19 protein-coding genes are annotated in these 24,920 nt (G+C 67.1%); 7 read left to right on the plus strand and 12 right to left on the minus strand.

Annotation, left to right across the window (positions count from 1 at the left end; all coding sequences use genetic code 11):
* Positions 1–802: 802 nt before the first annotated feature.
* The 3 genes from HEQ75_RS22780 to secA form a co-directional block, all read right to left on the minus strand.
* Positions 803–5,398, minus strand: coding sequence for a Calx-beta domain-containing protein (locus HEQ75_RS22780; protein ID WP_168034429.1), 4,596 nt, complete (start codon positions 5,396–5,398; stop codon positions 803–805).
* Between the two features lie 601 nt (positions 5,399–5,999).
* Positions 6,000–7,211 (minus strand): tyrosine-type recombinase/integrase, encoded by a 1,212-nt coding sequence (locus HEQ75_RS22785; protein ID WP_168034430.1) that lies wholly within the window; start codon positions 7,209–7,211, stop codon positions 6,000–6,002.
* 124 nt (positions 7,212–7,335) lie between these two features.
* A complete protein-coding gene (gene secA / locus HEQ75_RS22790) occupies positions 7,336–10,071 on the minus strand; it encodes a preprotein translocase subunit SecA (RefSeq protein WP_168034431.1) in 2,736 nt (911 codons plus the stop codon).
* Between the two features lie 249 nt (positions 10,072–10,320).
* Here secA and HEQ75_RS22795 point away from each other — a divergent pair, with 249 nt between their 5' ends.
* From HEQ75_RS22795 to folE, 5 genes are all read left to right on the plus strand, one after another.
* Positions 10,321–11,214 (plus strand): peptidylprolyl isomerase, encoded by an 894-nt coding sequence (locus HEQ75_RS22795; protein WP_168034432.1) that lies wholly within the window; start codon positions 10,321–10,323, stop codon positions 11,212–11,214.
* A gap of 13 nt (positions 11,215–11,227) precedes the next feature.
* A complete protein-coding gene (argJ, locus tag HEQ75_RS22800) occupies positions 11,228–12,466 on the plus strand; it encodes a bifunctional glutamate N-acetyltransferase/amino-acid acetyltransferase ArgJ (protein ID WP_168034433.1) in 1,239 nt (412 codons plus the stop codon).
* A gap of 1 nt (position 12,467) precedes the next feature.
* On the plus strand, positions 12,468–13,469 hold the full coding sequence (locus HEQ75_RS29100; RefSeq protein WP_328734714.1) for a bifunctional GNAT family N-acetyltransferase/(deoxy)nucleoside triphosphate pyrophosphohydrolase: 1,002 nt from the start codon (positions 12,468–12,470) through the stop codon (positions 13,467–13,469).
* A 217-nt stretch (positions 13,470–13,686) separates the two neighbouring features.
* Entirely contained in the window at positions 13,687–14,448 is a 762-nt protein-coding gene (locus HEQ75_RS22810) for a competence/damage-inducible protein A (RefSeq protein WP_168034435.1), read from the plus strand.
* Positions 14,449–14,606: 158 nt separating this feature from the next.
* Entirely contained in the window at positions 14,607–15,248 is a 642-nt protein-coding gene (gene folE / locus HEQ75_RS22815; RefSeq protein WP_168034436.1) for a GTP cyclohydrolase I FolE, read from the plus strand.
* A gap of 208 nt (positions 15,249–15,456) precedes the next feature.
* Here the strand turns inward: folE and HEQ75_RS22820 are convergent, their stop codons facing one another.
* From HEQ75_RS22820 to HEQ75_RS22860, 9 genes are all read right to left on the minus strand, one after another.
* On the minus strand, positions 15,457–15,843 hold the full coding sequence (locus tag HEQ75_RS22820) for a RidA family protein (RefSeq protein WP_168034437.1): 387 nt from the start codon (positions 15,841–15,843) through the stop codon (positions 15,457–15,459).
* Positions 15,840–16,541, minus strand: coding sequence for a hypothetical protein (locus tag HEQ75_RS22825; protein WP_168034438.1), 702 nt, complete (start codon positions 16,539–16,541; stop codon positions 15,840–15,842). Before HEQ75_RS22825 ends, HEQ75_RS22820 begins: the two co-directional genes overlap by 4 nt.
* Positions 16,542–16,630: 89 nt before the next feature.
* Positions 16,631–17,620, minus strand: a complete 990-nt coding sequence (hslO, locus tag HEQ75_RS22830) for an Hsp33 family molecular chaperone HslO (RefSeq protein ID WP_168034439.1) — start codon at positions 17,618–17,620, stop codon at positions 16,631–16,633.
* 213 nt (positions 17,621–17,833) lie between these two features.
* Positions 17,834–18,367: a DUF3035 domain-containing protein gene (locus HEQ75_RS22835; protein ID WP_168034440.1), complete on the minus strand. Its 534-nt coding sequence runs from the start codon at positions 18,365–18,367 to the stop codon at positions 17,834–17,836.
* A complete protein-coding gene (gene lspA, locus HEQ75_RS22840) occupies positions 18,364–18,861 on the minus strand; it encodes a signal peptidase II (RefSeq protein ID WP_168034441.1) in 498 nt (165 codons plus the stop codon). The genes HEQ75_RS22835 and lspA overlap by 4 nt, the downstream gene beginning before the upstream one ends.
* 4 nt (positions 18,862–18,865) lie before the next feature.
* Positions 18,866–21,667: an isoleucine--tRNA ligase gene (ileS, locus tag HEQ75_RS22845; RefSeq protein WP_168034442.1), complete on the minus strand. Its 2,802-nt coding sequence runs from the start codon at positions 21,665–21,667 to the stop codon at positions 18,866–18,868.
* A 171-nt stretch (positions 21,668–21,838) separates the two neighbouring features.
* Positions 21,839–22,144 carry an AzlD family protein gene (locus tag HEQ75_RS22850; RefSeq protein ID WP_168034443.1) on the minus strand — a complete coding sequence of 102 codons (306 nt, stop codon included), beginning with the start codon at positions 22,142–22,144 and terminating at the stop codon, positions 21,839–21,841.
* Entirely contained in the window at positions 22,135–22,878 is a 744-nt protein-coding gene (locus HEQ75_RS22855; protein WP_328734719.1) for an AzlC family ABC transporter permease, read from the minus strand. The genes HEQ75_RS22850 and HEQ75_RS22855 overlap by 10 nt, the downstream gene beginning before the upstream one ends.
* A complete protein-coding gene (locus HEQ75_RS22860; RefSeq protein ID WP_235962062.1) occupies positions 22,871–23,470 on the minus strand; it encodes a RecX family transcriptional regulator in 600 nt (199 codons plus the stop codon). Before HEQ75_RS22860 ends, HEQ75_RS22855 begins: the two co-directional genes overlap by 8 nt.
* A 205-nt stretch (positions 23,471–23,675) precedes the next feature.
* On the opposite strand from HEQ75_RS22860, the gene HEQ75_RS22865 reads away from it, so the two are divergent.
* Both HEQ75_RS22865 and HEQ75_RS22870 read left to right on the plus strand, forming a co-directional pair.
* A complete protein-coding gene (locus HEQ75_RS22865) occupies positions 23,676–24,338 on the plus strand; it encodes a PRC-barrel domain-containing protein (protein WP_168034445.1) in 663 nt (220 codons plus the stop codon).
* Between the two features lie 69 nt (positions 24,339–24,407).
* The gene (locus tag HEQ75_RS22870) at positions 24,408–24,764 is read left to right on the plus strand and encodes a hypothetical protein (protein ID WP_168034446.1); all 357 of its coding nucleotides are present in this window, start codon (positions 24,408–24,410) and stop codon (positions 24,762–24,764) included.
* Positions 24,765–24,920: the final 156 nt, after the last annotated feature.

Here is a 24,920-nt window from a genome sequence, read left to right on the forward strand (position 1 = left end):
TCAACGCGCTCGATGGGCTTCGACATAGGCGCACGCCTAGGCTTACGCCCAGGCCCTCACGGTTGCGCCGCCTGTCCGGTCGAATTGGGGGCCGCTCCACAATCGCGCGAGGCATCATCAAGCAGACTGCCGCTCGCCAAGACCAGTGGGGAGGTCAACCACCCAATGCATTCAAAAAAAGCATGCCGCGAATGTGGACGCGGCGTCAGTGAAAAAGCTCGGATTTGCCCATACTGCCAAGCAGTTTTCAAGCACAAGCGTCACACCAACAGGTGGTATTTCTATTCTCCAGCAATGGCTTCGATAGCCGGAGCCGCGCTCTTTGGAGTAATTGCACACCTGATCGGAAGCGCACGGATGGGAGCAGTGTTTCTGGGAGCTACAGTGGGGGCACTTGCCGGACTGGTACTAAACGCACTGGATATTCCTGAACGAAGGTAGTCATAGGCTCATACACTCGCGTAACGGAGGTGAGTGGAAGCACCATCCTTATCTATCCGGTCACTCCCATGCCGAGCTCGACACAGAGAGTTTCCATCGCGCTCTGATCTGCCACCAAGATGGGCATGATCCACCACCCCAGTCCGTTTCCGGCAATGAGCGTGACGTGTGAAACAGGCATCGCCCCGTTAATTTGACGAGCCGGGCACGCAGAATGTGTGCAAGCATGTGAGCCGCCTCCTTGCAGCAGCTCACCACCATCAAGCACTGGATTTTTCTGAAGTAGGTGGATATCTGGGCAAAAATCCATTTTCGGGCTGCTGAGTTCAGGGCAGCGAACAAAGTGTTTCCGCCCTGCCTCCTATCCCAAGATAAGGTCGCTGGCGCTGAGACTGCTCACACCACGCAGCATGATCACGAACTCCGCATCGCTGTCCGCATCCGTGCTGCCTGCCAGCACACCCACATTCAGGTCAGGATCATAGCCAAAAGCGAGCTGCCCCGTGGCATTCACCGTGCTGAATTCGGTGCTGCCAATAAACACGAATGCCTGCCTGCCTGTGGGCGTGGCGTTCACATCCATTCGCGACAGATCAATGCGATCTCCCTGGGCAGACGAGAAGTCCATGATCACATCATATCTGTTGAAGACGAATAGACTGTCCGTGATCGCGTCATAGCGGAACACATCAGCACCTGTGCCGCCTGTGAGCACATCGCGCCCACCTCCACCCATGAGCGTGTCATTCCCCGCACCACCATCCAGCCGGTTGTTGGCGCTGTTGCCTGTGATCTGGTTGGCGAGTGTGTTGCCTGTGCCATTGATGGCGGCAGTGCCTGTGAGCGTGAGGTTCTCAATGTGCTGTCCAGACAGATTGAAGCTCACCGAACTCAGCACATGGTCGACACCTGCATTCGACGCCTCGATCACGCGGTCGCCTGTGTTGTCCACCACATAGGTGTCATTGCCTGTGCCACCCACCATGCTGTCGGCGCCAGTGCCGCCATCCAGAGTATCCGCACCTGCACCACCATCCAGCGTGTCGTTGCCACTCCCGCCCATCAGCAGGTTGTTGGCGCTGTTGCCTGTGATCTGGTTGGCGAGTGTGTTGCCTGTGCCATTGATGGCACTCGTGCCTGTGAGGGTTAGGTTTTCAATGTGCTGACCGGACAGACTGAACGTGACCGAGGCACGCACATGGTCGACACCTGCATTCGACGCCTCGATCACGCGGTCGCCTGTGTTGTCCACCACATAGGTGTCATTGCCTGTGCCACCCACCATGCTGTCGGCGCCAGTGCCGCCATCCAGAGTATCCGCACCTGCACCACCATCCAGCGTGTCGTTGCCACTCCCGCCCATCAGCAGGTTGTTGCCGCTGTTGCCTGTGATCTGGTTGGCAAGCGTGTTGCCTGTGCCATTGATGGCACTCGTGCCTGTGAGGGTTAGGTTTTCAATGTGCTGACCGGACAGACTGAACGTGACCGAGGCACGCACATGGTCGACACCTGCATTCGACGCCTCGATCACGCGGTCGCCTGTGTTGTCCACCACATAGGTGTCGTTGCCTGTGCCACCCACCATGCTGTCGGCGCCAGTGCCGCCATCCAGAGTATCCGCACCTGCACCACCATCCAGCGTGTCGTTGCCACTCCCGCCCATCAGCAGGTTGTTGCCGCTGTTGCCTGTGATCTGGTTGGCAAGCGTGTTGCCTGTGCCATTGATGGCACTCGTGCCTGTGAGGGTTAGGTTTTCAATGTGCTGACCGGACAGACTGAACGTGACCGAGGCACGCACATGGTCGACACCTGCATTCGACGCCTCGATCACGCGGTCGCCTGTGTTGTCCACCACATAGGTGTCGTTGCCTGTGCCACCCACCATGCTGTCGGCGCCAGTGCCGCCATCCAGAGTATCCGCACCTGCACCACCATCCAGCGTGTCGTTGCCACTCCCGCCCATCAGCAGGTTGTTGCCGCTGTTGCCTGTGATCTGGTTGGCAAGCGTGTTGCCTGTGCCATTGATGGCACTCGTGCCTGTGAGGGTTAGGTTTTCAATGTGCTGACCGGACAGATTGAAGCTCACCGAACTCAGCACATGGTCCATGCCTGCATTGGATGCCTCGATCACGCGGTCGCCTGTGTTGTCCACCACATAGGTGTCGTTGCCTGTGCCACCCAGCATGGTATCGGCACCCGTGCCGCCCACCAGCAGATCGTCGCCAGCCAAGCCGATCAGGCTGTCGTTACCACCCAACCCATCAAGCGTGTCTGCGTTGGGCGTGCCTGTGAGGGTGTCGGCGCCTTCAGTCGCCAAACTGCCGAGGTTGATCTCCGCATCATCGAAGCGCAGCGTCTCAATATTAATAATTCTGTAGTTTGTAAACGCATCTGATTTGTGCGTTATCACCACGCCGGCGGCGGATTTTACTATAACGAAATTCGAAAACACTCCCTTAAGCGTGAAGATATCTAAACCTTCACCTCCATCGATCGTGCCCGATCCGCGATCAAGCATCAGAACGTCATCGCCTCGTCCCAAATCGACGAGAGCATTAGACATGCTCAATCCCGATGGCTTGGTGATTATGACCTGCAGTATGTCATTCCCGTCGCCCATCCTAACTGAAGCGCGATCGACGCCAATGACGCTTGCACGTAGGACAATGCTATCAGCCCCACCCCCTGCATCGAGATAAGAGTTGTCCATAAATATGCCAACGGGAGAGTTTATTTCTACAGCATCGTCACCATCACCCATCTCAACGAAGCCCTCAATGGCAAATCCATCGAGTGGGCTTGGCGATGAGTTTTCGATAATGAGGGTGTCATTTCCAGTGCCGAATTTAATGCTCGAAGCTCGCAGACCGTAACTTGCGCTTTGCTCGGCGGAGCTCAACATTTTTATGGCGACGAAATCATCGCCCCCACCAAGATCAAAAGACGATGCCTGAAGTGCGTTCCCGCCATCGGAATAATTGTTTATGTATATTGATGTTTCGCCCGCCCCAGATGTTAGCGCGGTTCCGCTGAAGCCTTGTGGATTAAAGATGCCGTAAATATCAACATAAAACTCTATATTTCCATCACCAAAAAGGAAATCAGATCCGCTGATTGCGCCATTGTGAGCAAATTCTTCTTGACCCGAGTCCGCGTATACGGTTGCGTTTCCTGCCAAATCTATAACCTGGAGTGCATTTATTGCAATTCCCGGTGTGTTAACGGGGCTGCCGCGGTAGATGTCGTCGCCAGCAGACCCGCTAATTGCGCCCGAAAGTGGCGCCCCCTCGTGAATAGTAACAAGATCATCATTGATAATAGTGCCAGACGCAGCTGCCGTGCCAATCGATAGACCTACGCTAGGATTGCTCAGTGTGACGGTGAAGCCCTCGTCGGCTTCCACGGAGGTGTCGCCCAGCACATTCACCGTGATGGTCTTGGCGGTCTCTCCTGCGGCGAAGCTAATATCTCCAAAGGGCATGACAGGAGTGAAGGTGAAGCCATTACCAATGGCGAGTTGGGTTTCGGCATCGTAAGCGTTGGCAGCATCGGCGCCCGTGCCTGAGACTGTCCATGTGACAGTGTGGGCTACCGAGGTGTCCCCTGTGCGTGACACCGTGAAGGTAAACGGTGTCGTACCTGTGTTGCCCTCTGCCTTGCTGGCAGAGGTGGCAGCGATAGAGATTGACGCACTGCCCGGGATACTAAATGCTGCCGCTTTGATACTAAACCCATCTGCGTCTCCCAATGTGCCACTAGTGTCGTTCCAGCTCACCAAGAAGGTGCTGGGTGACAGCTGCGTTCCCGTGGGGTTGGATTGGTTGTTCGTGACCTGCGAATTGACCAAAAATTCGGCACCTACCTTGCCGCCGTTCGCATCGAACAACTGCCCCTTGGCGCTCGTGCCGCTCGCGTCGCCCAAGGTACCGCTCGCATCGGTCCAAGTCACCACGAAGCCGCCGGTTTGCAGGGCAAAGACAGCAGGCGATGATTGATTTCCATTGATTTCCGAGTTGACGAGAAACTCGGAGCCTACTTTGTTGCCGCCTGCGTCGAACAGTTGCGCTTTGATGCTAGTGCCGTTTGCGTCACCTAGGGTGCCGCTTGCATCGGTCCAAGTCACCACAAAGCCGCCACTTTGCAGGGCAGTGATGGTGGAGAACGACTGATTACCCGAAGTTTGCGAGTTGACTAGAAAATCGGCACCCACCTTACTTCCGCTTGCATCAAACCGTTGAGCTTTGATGCTTGTGCCGCTCGCATCACCCGATATGCTATTTGCATCGGTCCAAGTGATTACAAAGTCACCATTTTTTAGGGTGGCAACAGTAGGCATCAGATTGTCTTGATGCATTCCTGTTGGCAGTGCATTAACAAGAAATTCAGAGTTAATCTTCGTGCCGAGCGCCGAAAATATCTGCGCCTTTACGCCCGCATTTACAGCATCAATGGGGGTTCCGACGGCATCTGCCCACGCGATAACAAATCCACCATCCAATAAGGCACTTACGCTAGGAAAAAGTTGCCAGGAATTTGTTTGTGTATTTGCGCGTATTTCGCTGCCAACACGGCTCGCCGCAGAGTCGAATATTTGCACATGTATGCCGCTTGCATTATTATCGCCAAGCGCCCGACTTCTGTCCTCCCAAGTCACAACAAAGCCACCACCGACAAGAGCGGTGACCGACGGAAACCAAGCGTAGGTCCCAGGATAACTATTAACAGTAAACTCCGCGCCTATTTTTGTGCCGCTGCCGTCGAAAAGCTGCGCCTTTACGTTCGATCCGCTCGAACCAGATGCCGGACCTGCGTAATCCGACCAAGTAGCCACAAAATTACCATTCTGCAGCTTGGTTACTCGAGGGTGAGCTTGATTTCCAGCTAATTGGCTATTGACGAGAAATTCGTCCACAACGCGGCTCGGAGTGATGGATGCTGGAGTAATTGAACCACTCATGGGAAACTCCTTATAGTGCCCACAAATGACGTGGGGTCATCAGCGTGCGGAATGGAAACGTGATAAGAGGACGGCGCTCAGAGAGGGCTCGCCATAAGCGCGATCACGCACACTGAACTAATGTGTGTGGGACCGAAAAGGCAGCAGCGAGCCGCACACATCACCAGCCGCGCCATCAGTGGGAGTAAGGATTAGACAGCTGCTCATGATGACCTCTCGCACTGGCTGTGGAGAACCTGATCCAGCGCTGGGTGCAGCAGCCGGTGTGCAACTCACACCCACCACCCGCCATCCTTCTGCCTGTGCAGAAGGGCGCAACTCATTTGCGGACAAGTCCACTCGTGGGCAAATCGTTGCGAAATTGCAAGTCGAGTCGTGTCGAGTCATGCAACTTGGTCAGTTGCACACGTTAGACTGCGCTTCCACGTGGTGAGCCGCTGCACGGCAGCCAGGTCAGAACGCAGCCCCCACTACAAACGTGCAGGCGCCAACCTGGTCACCACCCAGCAAACCCCATACTGGTGCCAAGGTAAGCTCAGCCTGTGTGGCTGATCAGGGTCGCTCCACGAACGAGTTGGATGGTGCAACACCACCCAACTTGTCAGCCGTAGGTTTGACCACCCAGCTGCGCTGCCCGTGCTGCAGGCGTGGCTGACTTGCCGTAGTAGCTCTCGATGACAGCCACGCTGGTGCCCATGTTTCGGGCAATCATGTAGATGTCTATGCCTGCACGTATGCTCATGACTGCATAGAAATGCCGCAGGCTGTACAGCGTGTATTTCTCACCAGAACTGTTGCGTGCGATCTGAGCCCGCTCCAACACTGTGTTGAACTGATCAATCAGGGTGACAATTGCACCACCATCCTGCATGACGAATACCCGATCATGCGCAGACAGATGATCACGCAGCGCAAGCACACGCTTGATATACTTTGCGACTGCCACACGTGGGATCACCACACGAGCACCCGTCTTGCCGCGCACATGCAGTTCCACGTTGTGCCTGCCCAGCGCATCCACGAATGGCACCACATCGCTCACACGCAGATTGTTGGCTTCTCCCACCCGCATGCCTGAGTTTGCCAGCACCAGGACATAATCACGCAGCAGCTGCCTTGTGTAGCGCGACCGCGGATTATCAGCCTCAGCAATCCATGCACGCATGGCGCGATAGAGCGCACGATATTCGGGGATGGTGAACGCAGGTCGCACACGTTTCACCTTGGGCACAAAGGTGAATGTGGGCAGCGGCTTGTTGCCGCGATAGCCAGCATCATGGGCAAACTTGATGATGGCTTTTCCCAGCATGATCTCCCACTGCAAAGTCTTGTCAGCAGGATGCAGCCGAGCGTTCTTGGGCAGCTCCACCATGTTCTCATAGTAGGCTTTGCGCCAGTTCACGTAGCCAGCCAGCACCTTGTCGTCCACGACCTCAATGGCGCGGTTGCCTGCATACGCACGCCAGAATTTCACCACCCGCTTGACCTGCCTGAGCATGGCATCACTGGTGAACTTGCTGGTGCTGTTGTGTGCAGCCTTGCCCTGTGCGTTGTCTCGCTCGCGCCAGCTCACGTATTCTGAGATCACGCTGTCCAGGCTGCGCTGATGCGTGGGCAAGCCAGCTTTGAGCTTGAACTGGGTCTCGTAGAACAGCTGCGTGCCCAGATCCTTGGCACGTGCAAGGTCTACCGTTTTCAGGCTGCGCCACAGATAGCGGCGTTCACCCAGATACACCCGTGCCTGCCACAGCCCGTTGCGTGTGAACAGCTGTAGCAGACCATCATGCAGTGCGTGGGTGGAGTTTGTGGGCATATGTTCCTGCTCGTCGTTATGCCTAACTTGTGCATAACTGCCTGCAGGATTTCGCAGTGCCTATCAAGTGCCTAACAGCCAAAACCCTTGGGCTTGGCTGCTAGTGCGTTGATTTCATTGGGCGCTATGCGCGCCCGTGGCAGTGCTTGTACTTCCTGCCCGAGCCGCAGGGGCAGGGCGCGTTGCGCGGCGTGCCGGCCCAGGTGGCGGGTTCGTTCGGGTCCACCGCCTGCGCCGTCAGCGGCTGGCGGCCGGCCTGCGTCGCCGCCCCGTATTGCGGCGGCGGCGCGGCGTCGGCGTATTCCAGCTCCGACCCGCCAAAGGGGTCCGGGTGGCGCATATCCGTGACGCGGATCGGCTCCGGCTCCGGCGGCGGGGCGTCCGGGCGGATGTCGATGCGCATCAGCACGCTGGTGGTGCGTTCCCGCAGATCCTCCAGCATGCTGTTGAACAGGTTGAAGGCCTCGGATTTGTATTCGTTCAGCGGGTCGCGCTGCCCATAGGCGCGCAGGCCGATGCCCTGGCGCAGATGGTCCAGCGCCAGCAGGTGTTCCTTCCACACCGCGTCGAAAATCTGCAGCAGCAGGGATTTCTCGACCATCCGCATCAGCTCGGGGCCGATATTGGCGACGCGGGCGGCGTAGCTCTCATCCGCCGCCTTGATCAGCCGCTCCCGCACCTGGGTCTCGTCGATCCCCTCCTCCCGCGCCCAATCGGCGACGGGCAGATCCAGGCCCAGCAGGTTCAGCACCTTCTCCTGCAGCCCGGCGACGTCCCATTGCTCGGGATAGGCGTTCTCCGGGATGGCGACATCGACCAGGTGGCCGATCGTCTCCCGCCGCATCTCCGCCACCGTCTCCGCCACGTCCGGCGCCGTCATGAAGGCCTTGCGCTGGGCATAGACCTCCTTGCGCTGGTTGTTCATGACGTCGTCGTATTTCAGCAGGTTCTTCCGGGTGTCGAAGTTGCGGGCCTCGACCTTCTTCTGGGCCTTCTCCAGCGCCTTGTTGATCCAGGGGTGAACAATGGCTTCACCCTCCTTCAGCCCCAGCTTCTGCAACATGCCGCCCATGCGGTCGCTGCCGAAGATCCGCATCAGATCGTCTTCGAGCGACAGGAAGAACCGGCTGGCGCCGGGGTCGCCCTGGCGGCCGGACCGGCCGCGCAGCTGGTTGTCGATGCGCCGGCTTTCGTGGCGTTCGGTGCCGATCACCAGCAGGCCGCCGGCGGCCTTCACCGCGGGGCGGATCGCCTCCACCTCCGCCTTGTGGCGGGCCAGCGCGGCGTCATAGTCGGGGCTGTCGCTGTTGCCGATCTCGGCGCGGGCCAGCATGTCGGCATTGCCGCCCAGCTGGATGTCGGTGCCGCGGCCGGCCATGTTGGTGGCGATCGTCACCGCGCCGGGGCGGCCGGCCTGGGCGACGATGCCGGCTTCCTGTTCATGGAAGCGGGCATTCAGCACCTGGTGCGGCACGCCCTTCTTCTTCAGCAATTCGGAGATCAGCTCCGATTTCTCGATGCTGGTGGTGCCGACCAGGGTCGGCTGGCCACGCTCCCGCGCCTCCGCGATCAGCGCGGCCACCGCCTCGTATTTTTCGCGCGCCGATTTGTAGACCTCGTCATCCGCGTCCTGGCGCGCCACCGGCACGTTGGTGGGGATCTCCACCACGTCCAGCTTGTAGATTTCCGCGAATTCATCGGCCTCGGTCGAGGCCGTGCCGGTCATGCCGGCCAGCTTCGGATACAGCCGGAAGTAGTTCTGGAAGGTGATGGAGGCCAGCGTCTGGTTCTCGGGCTGGACGGTGACGCCTTCCTTGGCCTCCAGCGCCTGGTGCAGGCCATCGGAATAGCGGCGGCCTTCCATCATGCGGCCGGTGAATTCGTCGATGATGACGACCTTGTCCTGGCGGACGATGTAGTCGACATCCTTGGTGAACAGCACATGCGCCCGCAGCGACTGGTTGGCGTGGTGCACCAGGGTGACGTTGGCGCTGTCGTACAGTGCGCCCTCGGTCAGCAGCCCGGCCTCGGTCAGCGCCGCCTCCAGCGCCTCGGTCCCCGCCTCGATCAGATGGACGGTCTTGAACTTCTCGTCCTTTTCATAGAGCGAGGTGTCCTTCACCAGCTCCACCATCACGGCGTTGACGCGCTGGTACAGATCGCTGCTGTCGTCGGAGGGGCCGGAGATGATCAGCGGCGTCCGCGCCTCATCCACCAGGATGCTGTCCACCTCGTCGACGATGGCATAGGCGAAGTCGCGCTGGACCATGTCCTCCAGCCGGTACTTCATATTGTCGCGCAGGTAGTCGAAGCCGAACTCGTTGTTGGTGCCGTAGGTGATGTCGCAGGCATAGGCGTCGCGGCGTTCCTCATCGGTCAGGCCGTGCACGATGGTGCCGACGCTGAGCCCGAGATAGCGGTAGACCTTGCCCATCCATTCCGCGTCGCGGCTGGCCAGGTAGTCGTTCACCGTCACCACATGCACGCCGCGGGCGGGCAGGGCGTTCAGGTACACGGGCAGCGTGGCGACCAGGGTCTTGCCCTCGCCGGTCTTCATCTCCGCAATGCGGCCGTCATGCAGCACCATGCCGCCGATCATCTGCACGTCGAAATGCCGCATGCCGAGCACCCGCCTCGCGGCCTCCCGCACCGTGGCGAAGGCTTCCGGCAGGATGTCGTCCAGCGTCTTGCCGGTGGCGAGCTGGGCGCGCAGCGCGGCGGTCTGGCCGCGCAGCGCCTCCTCCGACAGCGCGGCGAGCCTCGGCTCCAGCGCGTTGATCGCAGGCACCCGTCCCTGATAGCGCTTCAGCGCCCGGTCGTTGGTGGTGCCGATGAAGGCGCGGACAAGGCGTTGGAACATGTTGGATTGCTGTCTCCGACCCGCACCGAAGGACCTGCGCCGATGCGTTCACGCCCGGTGGTCAAGGGCGCAAGGCCCGGCTCGGGCGGGGGGCGCGGCAGCCGGAGAGATAGGCGCGTGGCCCCCTGGCGTCAACGCGAAGCCCGATCACGGCGCCATGGGGACCGGCCCGGGCCGGACAGGCCCGCCTTGTGGCCGCCCGGCGCATCGGCCATCCTGTGGCCTTCCTTGATCAGAGATTCCCCGTCCATGCGCCGTCCGGCCCTCTGGCTCGCCCTCCTCATGCTGCCGGGCGGCCTGGCCCTGGCCCAGGCCCCCTCGCCCGGCGCCGACCCGGTGGTGGCGCGGGTGGACGGCGCCGAGATCCGCCTGTCCGAGGTGCAGGCGGAAGCCCAGCGCCTGCCGGAGGAGCTGCGCGGCATGCCGGCGCCCACCCTCTTCCCGCTGCTGCTGGACCAGATGATCACCCAGAAGGCGATCACCGCCGCGGCCCGCGCCAGCAACCTGGCGCAGGACCCGGAGGTGGCGGCCCGGCTGCGGCGGGCGGAGGAGGAGACGTTGCAGCAGGCCCTCATCACCCGCGCCGTGGCCCCCGCCATGACCGAGGAGGCGCTGCGCGCCCGCTACCAGCAGGAGGTCGCCGGCCGCACGGCGGAGGAGGAGGTGCGCGCCCGCCACATCCTGGTGCCGACCGAGGCGGAGGCCCGCGCCGCCCTGGCCGAGGCGCGGCGCGACGGCGCCGATTTCGCCGAGATCGCCCGCCGCCGCTCCACCGGCCCCGGGTCCCGCGAAGGCGGCGACCTGGGCTTCTTCAAGCGCGCCGACATGATCCCGGCCTTCGCCGAGGCCGCCTTCGCCATGCAGCCGGGCGAGATCTCCGCCACCCCGGTCCGCACCCAGTTCGGCTGGCACGTCATCAAAGTGGAGGCGCGCCGCGCCGTGCCGCCGCCGCCCTTCGAGGAAGCCCGCGAGAGCCTGCGCCAGCGCGCCTTCGAGGAAGGCGTGAACGCGGCGGTGGAGCGCATCCGCGCCGCCGCGCGGATCGAACGCTTCAACCTGGACGGCTCGCCGCAGCGCGCCCCCGCCCCCTCGCTGCTGGACGGCGCCGCCCCGCCGGCCGCCGCCCCGCAACCCCGCCGCTGAGAAGACCCCGACCATGGCCGGCAAGGATCTGCCCGTCTCCCCGCTCGCGCTCCCGCTGCCCGAGCTGCCGCCGGTACCTGGCGTCAGCCTCGGCTCCGGCCGCGCCGAGATCCGCTACAAGGCGCGGGAGGATGTGACGATGATGCTGTTCCCGGCCGGGACCACCGTGGCCGGGGTGTTCACCCGCAACAAATGCCCCGGCGCACCGATCGACTGGTGCCGCGCCGCGCTCAAGGGCGGCAAGGCGCGCGCGCTGGTCGTCACCGCCGGCAATTCCAACGTCTTCACCGGCAAGGCCGGGCGCCAGACCTGCAGCGACACGGCGAAGGCCATGGCCGGCCTGGCCGGCTGCAAGCCGACCGAGGTGTTCCTCGCCTCCACCGGGGTCATCGGCGAGAAACTGCCGACCGAAAAGCTGCTCGCCGCCCTGCCGCCGCTGTTCGGCAAGCTGGATGAGGATGGCTGGGCCGGCGCCGCCAGCGCCATCATGACCACCGACACCTTCCCCAAGGCCGCGACGCGCACCGCGCAGATCGGCGACACCACGGTGACGGTCTCGGGCATCGCCAAGGGCAGCGGCATGATTGCCCCCGACATGGCGACGATGCTGTGCTTCCTGGCCACCGACGCCAAGGTGCCGGCGGCCGCCCTGCAGGCGATCCTGGCCAAGGGCACGGCGAAGAGCTTCAACTGCGTCACCGTGGACAGCGACACCTCCACCAGCGACACGGTGCTGCTGTTCGCCACCGGAAGCGCGAAGCACCCGCGCGTGCCGGCCGAAGGCGGCAAGCTGCTGAAGGATTTTGCCCGCGCCGTCCACGAAGTCCTCATGGACCTGGCGCTGATGGTGGCCCGCGACGGCGAGGGCGCGCAGAAGCTGATCCAGATCGACGTCTCCGGCGCCGTCTCCGCCAAATCCGCCCACCGCATCGCCATGTCCATCGCCAATTCCCCCCTGGTGAAGACCGCGATCGCCGGGGAGGACGCGAATTGGGGCCGCATCGTCATGGCCGTCGGCAAGGCCGGGGAACCGGCGGACCGCGACCTGCTCTCGGTCGCCGTCGGCGGCACCTGGATGGCGCGCGAGGGCGCGGTGGTGCCGGATTACGACGAGACCCCGGTGGTCGCCCACATGAAGGGGCGGGAGGTGGCGATCGCCGTCGATCTCGGCCTCGGCCGGGGCAAGGCAAGGGTTTGGACCTGCGACCTGACGCATGGCTATATCGATATCAACGGCGCCTACCGGTCCTGACTTGACCGGTGCCGCACCCCCTGCCTTCGCCCCGCTGCGGACCGAGCGCCTGACGCTCCGCCCGCTGCGGGCGGAGGATGCGGCGGAACTGCACCGCCTGGTGAATGACTGGGAGGTGGCCAAGACCCTGGCACGGGTGCCCTTCCCCTATCCGCGGTCGCTGGCGGATGACTGGATCGCCTCCACCTGGGCACAGCTGGCCGCCGGCACCGCCTTCCACCTGGCCATCACCGGGCTGGATGACGGGCGGGAAGTGCTGGTCGGCTGCATCGGCCTCACCTGCCAGGCGGCGAAGCGGGAGGCGGAGCTGGGCTATTGGGTCGGCCGGCGCTTCTGGGGCCATGGCGTGGGGCCGGAAGCCGCCGCCAGGCTGGCCAGCTGGGCGCTGGCTCACCTGGAACTGGACCGCCTCGTCGCCTCCGCCCTGCTGGACAATGCGCGCAGCCAGGCGGTGCTGGCGCGCATCGGCTTCCGCGAGAAGGGCGAAGGCGTGCGGGACTTCGTCTCCCGCGGCGGCCCGATGAAGGTGCGGCTGTTCGAGTTGACCCGCGACGACCTGCCCGCCGCCGTGCAGGCGGAAAAGGCGGCGCCACCGGACGGCGGCACCCCGATCCTGCTGGTCTCCGCCTGCGCGCTGATCGACCCGGAAGGCCGCGTGCTGCTGGCCCGGCGGCCGGAGGGCAAGCCCATGGCCGGTCTGTGGGAATTCCCCGGTGGCAAGGTGGCCGCGGGCGAGACGCCGGAAGCGGCGCTGATCCGTGAGTTGAAGGAGGAGCTGGGGATCGACGTGGCGGAAAGCTGCCTCGCCCCCTTCACCTTCGCGAGCCACAGGCTGGGCGAGCGCCACCTGCTGATGCCGCTGTATCTGTGCCGCCGCTGGGAAGGCCGGGTGACGCCGCTGGAAGGCCAGGCGCTGGCCTGGGTGCGGCCGGGCAAGCTGGCGGAGTATGCCATGCCGCCGGCCGACAAGCCGCTGGTCGCCCTGCTGCGGGATTTCCTGTAGCGCCCTTTCACCGCAAGCGAAGACGGTGAAACGGCTCCAGCTTGTTGTTTCGACGCATTTTCCGAGTGGCCTTGCGAAGCCGCAGGGCTTGAAAATGCTCTGGCGCCGCCGGCCGGCAAGCCATGGCGGCCGCGCGCGGCTTGCGGCTGGCAAGCCCGGTCCCACCCTGGCAACCTTGCGCGGCGCCCCCGCCCTTCTGACCGCTGGAATCAAGCCCATGAACGCCGCAAACCCCACCGCCTGCCTGCTGGTGATCGGCAATGAGGTGCTGTCCGGCCGCACCAAGGACGCCAACATCAACTTCCTCGCCACCCGGCTGGGCGAGATCGGCATCCCGCTGCGCGAGGTCCGCATCATCCCCGACGTGCGGGCGACCATCATCGACACGCTGAACGAGGTCCGCGACAGGTTCGAGCATGTCTTCACCACCGGCGGCATCGGCCCTACGCATGACGACATCACCAGCGAATGCGTCGCCGGCGCCTTCGGCGTGCCGTGGGAGCCGCACCCCGAGGCCTGGGCGCGGCTGGAACGGCACTACAGGCCGGGCGAGTTCAACGCCGCAAGGCAGCGCATGGCGACCATGCCCCGCGGTGCGGCGCTGATCGACAACGCCATTTCCATCGCGCCCGGCTTCACCATGGGCAATGTGCATGTGCTGGCCGGGGTGCCGCGCATCATGCAGGCGATGTTCGAGGCGCTGGCACCGACCCTGGAGGGCGGCCCGCCCGTCGCCTCCCGCACCGTGCACGCCGACGGGGTGATGGAAGGCCGCATTGCGGAGGGGCTGGCGGCGATACAGGCGCGCTGGCCGGGTCTCGATATCGGCAGCTACCCCTATTACCGCATGGGCGGCGGCGGCGTGGCGCTGGTGGCCAAGGGCCAGGATGCGACGGCGGTGGCGGCCGCGGCGCAGGACATCACCGTGCTGCTGCGCGCCATGGGGAGCCACCCGGTGCAGGGCGAGCCGCCGGTCTGACCCCCGCCGGCGCCCCTTCGGCCGGGCACGGGCGCTCAGCCGGGACCGGTACGCAGGGCGGCGCTGCGCCGGTCGCCATTGCGCGATGCGGACCCGCCCCCATTTGGAGTTCGAACAAGGCAACGTGATTGCAGCACGCGGCCAGCAGGACCGGAACCGTGAACATCCACACCCCCGCCCATTCCCTGGCCGCCGCGCAGCGCGAAGCCCTGACCCGCCCGACGCGGGAGGAAGCCGAGGCCGCCGTGCGGACGCTGCTGCTCTGGGCCGGCGACGACCCCACCCGCGAAGGGCTGGTGGATACCCCCGCCCGCGTCGCCCGCGCCTACGAGGAATTCTTCGCGGGCTATGAGACCGACCCGGTGGAGCTGCTCGCCCGCTCCTTCGAGGAGACGGACGGCTATGACGAGATGGTGGTGCTGCGCGACATCCGGCTGGAGACGCATTGCGAGCATCACATGGTGCCGATCATCGGCCGTGCGCATATCGGCTACATCCCGGATGGCCGTGTCGTCGGCATCTCCAAGCTGGCCCGGGTGCTGGAGACCTACGCCAAGCGCCTGCAGATCCAGGAGAAGCTGACGGCGCAGGTGGCCAATACCATCGAGCAGGTGCTGAAGCCCAAGGGCGTCGCCGTGGTGATCGAGGCGCAGCACCAGTGCATGACCACGCGCGGCATCCACAAGCCGGGCGTCTCCATGGTCACCAGCCGCATGCTCGGCGCGTTCCGCGACGATGCCTCGACGCGCCGCGAATTCATGGCGATGATCGGCGCGCCGCGCGGCGCCGGCGAGGGCTGATCCCGAAGCCCGGTGATCGGGGCCTATCGCCGCCCGAATCGCCGGCCTGGCTTCGCGACACCTGACGCGGCGGCCCAACGGGCCGCCCACCCGCCTTCGGCAGGCACAGGTCCCGATCAATCGGATCCGGGATCATGCCCGGCGCAGGAAGAGTTCGCCTTCGCGCCCCCAAGCGCCAGGCGGACCGCGTCCGTGGCCGGGTCGCTGATCAGGCGACCGCCTCGGCCTCCACCTCCACCAGGAAGCGCGGGTCGGCGAGGCCGGCGACCACCAGCAGCGTGCTCGCGGGCGCATGGCTGCCCAGCAGCCGCTCGCGCTGCTGCCGCCAGGCCGGGATCAGCGCCCGGTCGGTCAGGAACACGCCCAGCTTCACGATGTTGGCCGGCCCCATGCCATGCGCCGCCAGGATGGCGCCCAGATTGTCCAGCACCTGGTCGATCTGCGCCTCTCCGGTCGGGGCGATGCTGCCATCCGGTGCCACCCCGATCTGGCCGGAGACCACCAGCCGCCGGTGCGGCCCCTCGACCAGCGCGGCATGGGCATAGCGGGACCCGGGCGCGGCGACGCCATCGGGGTTGCTGAAGGTGATGCTCATCGGCGGGGTGTTCCCAATGTGCCCGGCGTTGGCGTCGCGGTCCGCGGCGCGCCGCCGGGCAGATCCTCGCGCTCCACCGGCACCGGCGCCGGGGCGGTGGGCGTCAGCCCTTCCGCCAGCCAGGCGCGGAGCGTGCGGCGCAGCTGGAATTCGAACTCCACATTCATCGCCTCCATGGCCTGGCGCACCAGATCCTCGGCGGCGTCGCGGCGGGCGGCCGGGCTGGCGCCATCGGCCACCGTCTGCAGCCGCTGCACCTCCGCCTCCACGAAGCCGACGCGGGCGCCCTCGCCGGTGAGGATCTCCACCCGGCAGGCGAGTTGGCAGGTGAGCCTCTCCCCCGGCTCGCCGGCGAACAGCCCGCCGATGCCGCCCTGCGGTGGCAGCCGGTCGCGGGTGAAGCGGGCATTGGTGATCTGGAAGCGTGCCTTGCCCTCGGTGCCGATCGGCACCAGGCGTTCCTGCGCCATGCGGCGCATCTCCGCCTCCGGCCGCACCGGCACCGGCTCCATCACCTGCACGGCGCCGGGCAGTGGCTCCGCCAGTTCGATCTCCAGCACGTTCAGCCGCAGCGGGGTCAGGTGGCGGTAGCCGGTGACCAGGGGGCGCAGCGGCGGCAGTTCCTGCGGCCCGGCGCAGGCCAGCAGCAGGGCGGGCAGCGCCAGGGGAGCCTTCAGAAGGTGGCGGCGTCTCGGCATCTCGGATGGTCCCTCCGCTGCCCCATCGCGTAGTCCAGGCGCGGCCGGGGGTCCAGCACCATCGTGCCGCGCCGGCATGGCTTTGCCGGTCAGGCGCGGCCGGCGCGGCCCTCCACCTCGGATCGATCGAAGCGGAAATCGACCGCGCAGAACTCGCAGGTCATGACGATGGCGCCGGATTCGGCCATGTGGTCCAGATCCTCCGGCCCGAAATTCTCCAGCACCGCGGCCAGCCGGGCGCGGGAGCAGCGGCAGCCATAGGAAAGCGGGCGCGGCCGGTCGGTGGCCAGGCCCTCGGCATGGAACAGGCGGTGCAGCAGGCGCTCCGCCGTCAGGCCGTCATCCAGCATTTCCTCCGCCTTCAAGGTGCCGGCCAGGGCCTGGGCGGTGCGCCAGGCCTCCTCCTGGTCCTCATCCGCCCCCTCCCCGGGGATGCCGCCTTCGGTGGCCACGCGTTCCAGCACCAGGGCGGTGGCGCGCCAGCCGGCCAGGCTGCGACCGCAGGCAAGGTGCACCTGGGATTGCAGCTGCTCGGAAGTGCGGAAGTAGTTGTCCGTCATGTCGGCCAGCGTGGTGCCCTCGATGGCGACGATGCCCTGGTAGCGTTCCATGTCCGGCCCCTGGTCGCAGGTGAAGGCGAAATAGCCCTCCCCCAGAAGCTGCGCGGCGGTGGGGTGCGGGTGTTCCGCCAGCAGCGCCTCCAGCCGCGCCTGGTCCACCTTGGCGGTGCCGCGCAGCGCGCCGGCATCGGTGCAATCCGCCAGCAGCAGGGACACCGGCCCGTCGCCCTTCGCCTGCAGACTGAAGGAGCCCTGGAATTTCAGCGCCGTGGCCAGCGCCGCCGTCAGCGCCAGCGCTTCCCCCACCAGGCGCAGCACCGCGGGGGGCAGCGGATGGCGGCCCAGCAGCGCATCCGCCAGCGGCCCCAGCCGCACCAGGCGGCCACGCACCGGCCGGCCGTCCAGGTGGAAGGGCAGCACGCCGCGCGGCACCACCAGGTCGGGCACCGGCGGGCGGTCGTGGTTGAGGAAGGGGGGCGTGTCGGAGGGTTCGGTCGGGTCGGTCACGGGCGGAACCATGTGCTGGCGCGGCCGGACCGGACGCCGCTGGGGCGGCGAGGAACGGGCGGCGCGACGGGAATCGCCCCGGGCGGGGCTGGGCGGACAACACCCCGAAGCGGGGCTGGTGGAAACGACCCGCGCCGGGCCACCCGGAGGGGTGGCCCGGCGCGGGGCGAGTGGTTCATCTGGGGGCGGCAGCCTGGGTTTACACCCGCCGCCGCCCAAGGCCCGTCAGTCCAGCAGGCCGCGGCGCGGCGGCTGTGCGACGGGGGTGGTGCCGTCCGTCGTCTCCCGGCCCAGGGCCGCATTCTCCCGCAGGCGCTGCGCCTCGCGCTGCGCATCCACGGCGGTACCGGGCGGCGGTGTCGCGCGCCAGAACATCAGGCGGTCCACCAGGCTGCGGCTCGGCCGGTCCAGCCGCAGGCTCTCGGCGTCCACCTGGGCGCGGATGCTGTCATCCACCGGGCGGCCAGCCTGGGCCAGCAGCGCCCGCTCCGCGCCGGAAGGCGCGGCCGGGCCGGCAGAGGGGCTGACGCCGAGGATGGCGCTGGCCGGCGGCCGCTGGTCCTGCGGGCGGGGCGCGCCGGGCGTCGGCGGCGGCAGTTCGGTCAGCCGCGGCGGCACGGAAAGCGGCGCGCGGGTGGTGACCTGGAATTCATCCGGCGGGTCCCGGGTGAAGCCGAGCGAGCGCGCGGTGTCGCCACCGCAGCCCGCGAGCGCGGCAAGAAGGGGCAGGCCGAGCAGGAGGGTGCGAAGCTGGGTCATGGCACGGAACCCTTAGCCCTGGGCGATGGCCGGAACAAGGCATCGCCGACGAGTGCAACGACGCCGAGGACAATGGCGGCATCCGCCGGATTGAACACGTACCAGTGCCAGCCCCAGGCATGGGCGTCGAAGAAATCCGCCACGGCGCCGAAGCGCAGCCGGTCGATGACGTTGCCGATGGCCCCGCCGATGACGGCGCCGAGCGCCATTGCCGTCAGCCGGTTCTCGGCGCGGGCCATCCACCGCAGCAGGAAGCCGGCGATGACCACGGCCAGCAGCGCCAGCACCGCCTGCGTCCAGGGGCCATCCCCGGCCAGCAGGCCGAAGGTCACGCCGCGATTCCACACCATGGTCAGGTCGAAGCCGAAGGGGCCGACCGCGACCAGGGGGATGTGGTGCCGGGTCGGCAGGTCCAGCACGAACAGCATGTACCATTTGCTCGCCTGGTCCAGGGCCAGGATGGCGAGGGCGACGAGCAGGCCGGGGCGGGTCATCGGCTCAGGCCACCACCGCCTCGCAGCGGCGGCAGAGCGTGGGATGGGCGGCGGAGGACCCGACCTCCGGCAGCACGCGCCAGCAGCGGTCGCATTTGGCGCCCTCGGCCGGCACCACCTGCGTGGCCGGCTCCGCCGCCGGGTCCAGCGCCACCTGGGAGACGATGAGGATTTCCGCCCATTGGTCGGCCGTCAGCGCCTCCGCCAGTTCCACCGGCACCGCCATGGCGACGCGGGCCTGGAGCGAGGCGCCGATGGTGCCGGCGCGGCGCAGATCCTCGATGGCGCCGGTGACGCCGCGGCGCTGGGCGCGGATCGCGGCCCATTTCGCCGCCAGCGCCTCATCCCGCCATTCCGCCGGAATCGCCGGCCAGTCCTGCAGATGCACGCTGCCGTCCGGGAAGCGGGCCAGCCAGGATTCCTCCGCCGTCGCCACCAGCACCGGCGCCAGCCAGGTGGTCAGGCAGCGGTGCAGCCGGTCGATCACCGTGCGCGCCGCGCGCCGCCGCAGGCTGTCCTGCGCGTCGCAATAGAGGCTGTCCTTGCGCACATCGAAGTAGAAGGCGGACAAATCCGTGGCGCAGAAGGCGTGCAGTTCCGGGTAGACGCCGGTCCAGTCATGGTCCGCCACCGCCCGCCGCAGCCGCGCATCCAGCTCCGCCAGCCGGTGCAGCACCCAGCGCTCCAGCTCCGGCAGCGCGGCATGCGGCACCGTCTCGGCCGCCTCGAAGCCGTCGAGGTTGCCCAGCAGCCAGCGCAGCGTGTTGCGGATGCGGCGATACAGCTCCGCCTGCTGCTTCAGGATCTCCTTGCCGATCCGCTGGTCCTCGGTGACGTCGGTGTTCATGACCCACAGCCGCAGGATGTCCGCGCCGAAATCCTTCACCACATCCTGCGGGGCGACGACATTGCCCAGCGACTTCGACATCTTGCGGCCCTGCTCGTCGAGCACGAAGCCATGCGTCAGGATCGCCTTGAACGGCGCGACCCCGCGCGAGCCCACCGATTCCAGCAGCGAGGAATGGAACCAGCCGCGATGCTGGTCCGAGCCTTCCAGGTACAGATCGGCCGGGAAGCGCAGCCCACGCTCCGGCGTAAGGACGAAGGCGTGGGTGGAGCCCGATTCGAACCAGACATCGACGATGTCCATCACCTGCTCATAGGCGGCGGCGTCGTAGCCTTCCCCGAGGAAGCGCTGCGCGGCGCCGGGCTGGTACCAGGCATCGGCGCCCTCCACCCGGAAGGCGTCCACGATGCGGTCGATCACCGCCTGGTCGCGCAGCGGGGTGCCGGTGGCCTTCTCCACGAAGACCGGGATGGGCACGCCCCAGGCGCGCTGGCGGCTGATGCACCAATCCGGCCGCACGGAGACCATGCCGCCGATGCGGTTGCGGCCGATATCCGGGACGAAATGCGTCTCCGCAATCGCCTGCATCGCCTTGGCGCGGATCGCGTTGGAATCATCCATCGCGATGAACCACTGTGGCGTGGCGCGGAAGATGACGGGCTTCTTGGACCGCCAGCTGTGCGGGTAGCTGTGCGTCAGCTTCGCCTTCGCCACCAGCGTGCCCTGCGCGAGGCAGGCGGCATAGACCGCGTCATGCGCCTTGAAGACGTGCTGGCCGGTGAAGCCCGGCGCGTGGATGGTGAAGGTGCCGTCGTCGCCCACCGTCTCCGGCACCGGCAGCCCATGCGCCCGGCCGAGGTTGAAGTCGTCCTCGCCATGGCCCGGGGCGATGTGGACGAAGCCGGTGCCGGCCTCCGTCGTCACGAAATCGCCCGGCAGCAGCGGCACGTCGAAATCATAGCCGCCGGCGGCGCCGTCCCAGCCGGCCAGCGGATGCGCGGCGATGGCGCCTTCCAGCTCCGCCCCCTTCAGCAGAAGCTTGACGCTGTGCGCGCCCAGCCCCGCATCCTTCTCGAACTGCGGCAGCAGCGGCAGGGCAACGAGCACAAACTCGCCCTGCACCAGGGCGCTGCCCTCGGCCACGCCCTCCACATGCACCAGCGCGTAGTCGATCTCCGGCCCATAGGCCACGGCGCGGTTGCCGGGGATGGTCCAGGGCGTGGTGGTCCAGATCACCACGGAGGCACCGGCCAGATCCGCCGCCGAAGCGGTCTTCAGCCGGAAGCGCGCCCACAGCGTGGGCGAGACATGCTCGTGGTACTCGATCTCCGCCTCGGCCAGGGCGGTCTTTTCCACCGGGCTCCACATGACGGGCCGCAGGCCGCGATACAGCGACCCGTTCATCAGGAATTTCCCGATCTCGCCGGCGATCACCGCCTCGGAGGGGAAATCCATGGTCGCGTAGCGGCCATCCCAGTCGCCCAGCACGCCGAGCCGCTTGAACTCGTTGCGCTGCACATCCAGCCAATGCGTGGCATAGGCCCGGCATTCGGCCCGGAAGTCCAGGATCGGGACACTGTCCTTGTCCTTGCCCTTGGCGCGGTACTGCTCCTCAATCTTCCACTCGATCGGCAGGCCGTGGCAGTCCCAGCCCGGGACGTAGTCCGCATCCAGCCCGGACATCTGGGCGGCGCGGTTGATCACGTCCTTCAGGATCTTGTTCAGCGCCGTGCCGATATGCAGCGGGCCATTGGCATAGGGCGGGCCGTCATGCAGGACGAAGGGCGGGCGCCCCTTGGATTGCGCACGCAGCCGGGCGCGCAGGCCCATCGTCTCCCACCGCGCCAGCCAGCCGGGCTCGCGCTTCGGCAGGTCGCCGCGCATGGGAAAATCCGTCTTCGGCAGGAAGACGGTGCCGCGATAATCGCGGGCGGGGGCCTCGGGGGGGGCGTCGGTCATGGGTGCGGTCTCATCTGGCCCCGGGGGGGCCGCATCGGGGGAACGGCGTGCGCGGAGAACCCGGCCCTTCAGCGGGCCGGGCGGGTAATTCGGAGGCCGGAGATCCCGCGGAACATGGCGCTTATATGCGGATGCGCGCCGGCTTGGGTCAAGGACCCGGCCTCCCGGGCCTCATCCCGCCAGCCAGGCCAGGCCCCAGACGGCGGCGATGCCGGACAGGATGGCGATGCCCAGGTTGCGCGTGGCCAGCTGCACCGCCACCACCACCGCCGCCCCCGCCCAGGCGCCCGGGCCCCCGGCCAGCAGCGGCGGCGCCACATAGGCCATGAACAGGCAGCCCGGCAGGTGGCGCAGCAGCACCTGCACCCAGTCCGGCGCCCGCACCGCGCGCAGCACCGCATAGCCCCCGGCCCGGCTGGCATAGGTGACCAGTGCCATGCCGAGGATCGCCAGCAGGACATCGAGCCTTACTTCCATCCCGGCGCGCCCCGCCCGCGCAGTTCCATCCAGGCGCCCAGGCCGGCGCCGGCGAAGGTGCCCAGCAGCAGCGGCAGCGGCACCGGCAGCGCCGCCCGATGCGCCGCGATCGCCACCAGCCCCGCCACCAGCCAGGGCAGCAGGTCCAGCCGCGCGCCGCGCCACAGCGGCACCAGGATGGACAGGAAGGCGGCGATGGAGGCGAAGAACAGCGGATGCCCGGGCGGCACCTGCAGCATGCCGCCGCCCAGATGCCCGGCCGCGACACAGGCGATCCAGGAGATCCAGATGCCGAGCCCGACCCCCAGCAGGTAGCCGGCATCCCGCCCGCCGGCCCGCTGCTCGGCGATGGCCATGGCGAAGGAATGGTCCACCAGCGTGGCCAGCGTACCCCACAGCCGCCAGCCCCGCAGCCGGTCCAGCCAGGGGGCCAGCGCCGCGCCCATCGGCGCCATGCGGATGTTCACCACCAGCGTGGCGATGGTGGCCGCCAGGATCGGCGCCGGGTCGGCCCATAATTCCAGCGCCACCAGCTGCGCCGCGCCGGCGAAGACGATGGTCGTCATCAGCATGGTCTCGGCGAAGGACAGCCCCTTGGCCGCCGAGAGCACGCCGATCACCACGCCGAAGGGCAGCATCCCGACCCAGAGCGGCATGGAGCGCAGCACCCCGCGCCGCACCCCATCCCGGGTGAAGACGACGCGCCGCGCGGCCGGGCCGGGCGGTTCAGCCACGCCTGAAGGCCAGCAGCCGGTCCTCGGCCTCCGCCGGGTCCATCGCCAGCGCGGCCGCTGCCTCCGCGCGGCCGAAGCCGGCACGGGCCAGGGCGGCAAGGGCCTGGCGGTGCGCCTCCGGCGTCGCGTCGCCGGCGGCGAAGGGACCAAGGCGGCGGCGGCGGCAGAAGGCCAGCGCCGCCTCCATCTCCGCCCCCTCGCCCACCGCCTCGGCCGCGACCTCCCCGGCCACGCCCTTCTGCGCCAGATGGGCCAGGGCGGCGCGGCGGGACCGGCCGGCGCGCAGCAGGCGGCGGGCCCGGCTTTCGGCAAAGGCGGCATCATCCACCACGCCGGACGCCGCCATGGCCGCCGCCACCGCCGCGGCCTGACGCTTCGCCTCCGCCACCAGCGGCCCGAGATCCGTCATGCCGAAGGCTTCCGCCGCGCGGGCCCAGCGGTCCACCCGGCGCGCCAGCACGCGGCGCAGCCCGGCCTCCGTCGCGGCAAAGCGGGCGAGATGGGCTTCCGCCGCCTGGCGCAGCCGCGCCTCCCCGGGCGGGGGCCCCGGGGGGGCGGGTGGCCGGGGGCCCTGTGCTGCGCGCGCCGTCATTGGCGCCATCCTGCCATGCCGGGGCGGGGGATGGCGACCGGCAGGCGCCACATGGCCGCCGCAACGGCGGCGGATGCCACATTCCTGCCGCAACCGGGGCGGAGCGGAAACGACAGCCACTCCCGCAACCTTTGCCGGGCGGAGGGCGTTGGGGGCCACAGTCACCGGAACGGCGCGAGCCTTCCGGACGGAACAGGAGACACCCATGTCGAACCACAAGACCTACCTGGCCATGACCACCGCCATCGCCTTCGCCGTCGCGCCGACGGTCGCCTTCGGGCAGACCGCCGCGGCCCCGGGCGAGGCCCGCGGTGGCATGTCCGCCCAGGCGCCAGACGGCACCGCGGGCAACCCGCCCTCGACGGCGACGCAGCGCGCGCTGGACGGCGTGACCGGCAACCGCACCGCTGCGGACGGCACCGCCAACAACCCGCCCGGCACGGCGGCCGGCCGCGCCATGGATCGCGCGACGGATGGCACCACGGCGCAGGCCCCGGCCAATCGCGGCACGATGGGCGCGACCGGCACCACCGCGACCGGCGCCACCACGCCCACCATGTCGGTGGACAGCATGAGCCTGCGGGAAAGCCGCCGCGCCAGCCAGATCATCGGCTCGAACATCTACAACGAGGAAAACAACTCGATCGGCGAGGTGGACGACCTGATCGTGCCGCAGGCCGGCGGGGCCCCGGTGGCGGTGATCTCGGTGGGTGGCTTCCTCGGCATCGGCGCCAAGCTGGTCGCCATCCCCTATGAGCGCCTGAGCCATGACGCGGAGCGCAACCGCTGGATGCTGCGCGGCGCGACGAAGGAGAGCCTCGAGAGCCTGCCGTCCTTCTCCTACGACGCCAACGCCCGCCGCGGCTGACCGGACGGGCAAGGCCGCCGCGGCTGCGCAGCCGCGGCGGAACGACAGGAACCAAGGAGGCCCAGGGCCGTGATCAAGACCCCTCTCTTCGTGCTTGCGGCCCTGTTGCCGATCGTCGCCTGTGCCGGGCGGCCGGATGGCAGGGCGGGCAACCCGCCCTCCACCGCCGTGCAGCGCGCCTATGACCAGGCCACCGACAGCCCGCGCACCAGCGCGGACGGGACCGGCAACAACCCCTCCGGCACGGCGGCGGAACGCGCGCTGGACCGGGCGGCGGAAACCAACACCTCCGGCGCCTACCCACGGCAATCCGACGGCCGGCCGGGCAACCCGCCCGGCACCGCCGCGGAGCGCGCCTATGACCGCGCCACCGGCTCCAACACCTCGGGCGCCTATCCGCAGAACAGCGGCGGCGTCCGGCAGTAGACAGCCGGTCGGATGGCACGGCCGGGCCGCAGGGTCCGGCCGTTTTCGTCTGCCTTGTCATCCGCGGCGCTTTGACCGCGGCGGTCAGATCGGGCAGTTTGCATGGCTTCCGCGCTTGCCCTGGCGAATGGCGTCTGGCCGCGCGGCGTGACGGAG

This window comes from Falsiroseomonas selenitidurans (assembly GCF_012103215.1).
GTDB lineage: Bacteria > Pseudomonadota > Alphaproteobacteria > Acetobacterales > Acetobacteraceae > Falsiroseomonas > Falsiroseomonas selenitidurans.

Excerpts from the sequence above, each read along its gene's own strand:
- HEQ75_RS22780 (WP_168034429.1), bottom strand. The coding sequence starts at position 5,398 with ATGAGTGGTTCAATTACTCCAGCATCCATCACTCCGAGCCGCGTTGTG.
- HEQ75_RS22785 (WP_168034430.1), bottom strand. The coding sequence starts at position 7,211 with ATGCCCACAAACTCCACCCACGCACTGCATGATGGTCTGCTACAGCTG.
- secA (WP_168034431.1), bottom strand. The coding sequence starts at position 10,071 with ATGTTCCAACGCCTTGTCCGCGCCTTCATCGGCACCACCAACGACCGG.
- HEQ75_RS22795 (WP_168034432.1), top strand. The coding sequence starts at position 10,321 with ATGCGCCGTCCGGCCCTCTGGCTCGCCCTCCTCATGCTGCCGGGCGGC.
- argJ (WP_168034433.1), top strand. The coding sequence starts at position 11,228 with ATGGCCGGCAAGGATCTGCCCGTCTCCCCGCTCGCGCTCCCGCTGCCC.
- HEQ75_RS22810 (WP_168034435.1), top strand. The coding sequence starts at position 13,687 with ATGAACGCCGCAAACCCCACCGCCTGCCTGCTGGTGATCGGCAATGAG.
- HEQ75_RS22820 (WP_168034437.1), bottom strand. The coding sequence starts at position 15,843 with ATGAGCATCACCTTCAGCAACCCCGATGGCGTCGCCGCGCCCGGGTCC.
- HEQ75_RS22825 (WP_168034438.1), bottom strand. The coding sequence starts at position 16,541 with ATGCCGAGACGCCGCCACCTTCTGAAGGCTCCCCTGGCGCTGCCCGCC.
- hslO (WP_168034439.1), bottom strand. The coding sequence starts at position 17,620 with ATGGTTCCGCCCGTGACCGACCCGACCGAACCCTCCGACACGCCCCCC.
- HEQ75_RS22835 (WP_168034440.1), bottom strand. The coding sequence starts at position 18,367 with ATGACCCAGCTTCGCACCCTCCTGCTCGGCCTGCCCCTTCTTGCCGCG.
- lspA (WP_168034441.1), bottom strand. The coding sequence starts at position 18,861 with ATGACCCGCCCCGGCCTGCTCGTCGCCCTCGCCATCCTGGCCCTGGAC.
- ileS (WP_168034442.1), bottom strand. The coding sequence starts at position 21,667 with ATGACCGACGCCCCCCCCGAGGCCCCCGCCCGCGATTATCGCGGCACC.
- HEQ75_RS22850 (WP_168034443.1), bottom strand. The coding sequence starts at position 22,144 with ATGGAAGTAAGGCTCGATGTCCTGCTGGCGATCCTCGGCATGGCACTG.
- HEQ75_RS22860 (WP_235962062.1), bottom strand. The coding sequence starts at position 23,470 with ATGACGGCGCGCGCAGCACAGGGCCCCCGGCCACCCGCCCCCCCGGGG.
- HEQ75_RS22865 (WP_168034445.1), top strand. The coding sequence starts at position 23,676 with ATGTCGAACCACAAGACCTACCTGGCCATGACCACCGCCATCGCCTTC.